The organism is Paenarthrobacter nitroguajacolicus, assembly GCF_031455195.1.
Taxonomy (GTDB): Bacteria; Actinomycetota; Actinomycetes; order Actinomycetales; family Micrococcaceae; genus Arthrobacter; species Arthrobacter nitroguajacolicus_D.
Genome location: NZ_JAVDSH010000017.1, coordinates 1 through 2379 on the forward strand (window position 1 = coordinate 1; position 2379 = coordinate 2379).

The window sequence follows — 2379 nt, forward strand, 5'->3', positions numbered from 1 at the left end:
GGAGGGTGTGGGAGAGTAGGACACCGCCGGACACACATTAACAGGGGAGCCCCGACCACGACGGTCGGGGCTCCACCCATTTAACCCACACAACAGTGAGGGTGTGCCGGCAGCGATCAACGCTCACACCGGCAACTGCCTGGGCCTCCACGCAAGTGGGGGCCTTTTGTCGTTAACGTTCCATGGCGTGTGGATCGGGGGCGTGCTATTTTTCAAGTGATCGTGATTCGTCGACAGGAGGTGAGACCCATGAACGCAGTATCCATAGTGGGCGCTCCCTTGTTGTCCACGATCGGGCGACTGAAGTAGTCGCCTCCGGGAGTGCCGCGATCCGCAATTCGCGAAAGGCAACTCCCATGGACACAACATCTTCTTCAACGGTAGGTACTCCCCAAACGGGCGTTTCGGCGCCCCCGTTGTCCGACCCTGATCAGCAGCGACTCCTCGCCACGGGCCCACTGAGTTCAGAGGGCGGGCGTGCGTTGGTCCTCGGGGGAGGGGGATCCACCGGCAACGCGTGGCTCATCGGCGTGATAGCCGGCCTTTACGGGTCCGGGCTTGATGTGACCACCCCGGATCTTACTGTCGGAACGTCGGCTGGATCAACGGCAGCGGCCCAGTTGGCCGCATCGTCCCCAGCGGAACTGTTCGCGGCCGCCGTCGCACCTGTGCCTGAAGCCCAGCGGCGGCCGGGCGCGGCCGGATCTGACCGCGGCCGCCCGTTGGCTGTATCGAGCCACTTGGCCAGGATGAACCACATCATCTCCTCCTCCAATGATGCGGCCGAAATGCGCCGTCGAATGGGGGCGGCCGCCATGGAGTCGGACGCAGCGGCGGACGATTCCTGGCAATCAAAATGGCGTGCTGTCGTTGCGTCCCGGCTGCCGGATCAACGTTGGCCGGACCGGCAGGTACTGATCACGGCCGTCGATGCCGAAACCGGTGAACCTGCCGTTTTCGATCGCGGAAGCGGTGTCGAGCTGGTGGATGCCGTTGCGGCCAGCTGTTCCAGCTCCAGGCCATACAGGATCGGGGACAATTGGTACCTCGACGGCGGCTATCGGTCGAACGCCGAGAATGCCGACCTGGCAGCCGGCTATGGGCGGGTACTGGTGCTGTCACCATTCGGCGGCCGGTCCCTTCAGCCCGTGGAGTGGGGCATGCACCTGGTGACGCAGGTTGAAGCTCTACGTGCAGGCGGCAGCAGGGTGGAGACCATTTTCCCGCGCCCTGATGCCGAGCACCTGTTTGGTGCGAACGCGATGGATATTTCCTTGCGTCCTGCCGCTGCCCAAGCTGGCTACGACCAGGGCACGGCCCTGGCAGGGAGGCTTGGCGAGTTCTGGCGATGAGATGAAGGAAGGCTCCCACCAATGGTGGGAGCCCTCCTCTGTCTGGCTGCTGTGAGGGGTGGTCTTACGCGCTGGGCGCCTTTGCAGCTTTGGCTGCTGCTTTGGCGGCCTGTTTGCTGGCGCGCACCTTGACCAAGGACTCTGGATCCACGATGTCGGCGACGGAAAGGTACGAGCCCTGCTCGCCGTAGTGGCCAGCGGCTTCCCGCCACCCTTCGGCTTGAAGCCCGCACTGCTTGCCAAGGAGGGCCAGGAAGATCTTCGCCTTTTGTTCGCCGAACCCGGGCAGGGCCTTCAGGCGGCGCAGTACCTCAGCGCCGTCGGGGGAGCCGCTTGTCCAGATTGACGCAGCGTCTCCGTTCCATTCGTGGTGGACGGTTTCCGCCAGAGCTTGGACCCTGCCCGCCATGGAACCGGGGAACCTGTGGACGGCCGGCCTTTCTTTGAAGACTTCAACGAAGCCAGCGGGGTCGTACTCGGCAATCGTTTCGGGCTTCAAGGATCCAAGGCGTGTGCGGATCTTCTCCGGACCGGCGAAGGCCGATTCCATGGTCACCTGTTGATCAAGCAACATGCCTGTCAGCAGCGCAAAGGCGTCATCGCTGAGAAGTTGGTCGGCGGCGGCATCGCCTGTGATGTGCAGTTCCATGGGTCCCATCCTCCCACCACTGAGAGCCGGCGTCATGGCGGCTTCTGTATAAGGTTCGACGGCGGTTTGGTGGGGGTTTGGTGGGTGGTTGGGGTGGGGGTTTGGGGGTGGATTTGCGTTGGTGGTGTGGGGCGTGTATTGTTTTCTGAGTCGCCGGGTGCGAAACGGAAAGCCGGAAGGTGTGTACGGTTCGGTAGGCGGCCAAAAATAACTCTTCTTTTCCAATGGCCCTGTTGTGGTGCGCTGCTTTGTGTGGTGTTCCGGTGGGGTGATGTTTTGGGGGGTCTGTTGTTTGAGAACTCAATAGTGTGCCAAGTTTGTTGATACCGATTGTTTTATTGATTGGTTGAAATTATGGCTGGATCATTGCGCACCCCC

At 62.1% G+C, this 2379-nt stretch carries 2 protein-coding genes; one reads left to right on the top strand and one right to left on the bottom strand.

All coding sequences use genetic code 11. The features are described 5' to 3' along the window. Nucleotides 1-356 precede the first annotated feature (356 nt). Nucleotides 357-1352, top strand: a complete 996-nt coding sequence (locus J2Y68_RS21960; RefSeq protein ID WP_309997084.1) for a patatin-like phospholipase family protein — start codon at nucleotides 357-359, stop codon at nucleotides 1350-1352. Nucleotides 1353-1416: 64 nt separating this feature from the next. Here the strand turns inward: J2Y68_RS21960 and J2Y68_RS21965 are convergent, their stop codons facing one another. Continuing rightward, nucleotides 1417-2010, bottom strand: coding sequence for an HhH-GPD-type base excision DNA repair protein (locus J2Y68_RS21965; protein WP_211712170.1), 594 nt, complete (start codon nucleotides 2008-2010; stop codon nucleotides 1417-1419). Nucleotides 2011-2379: the final 369 nt, after the last annotated feature.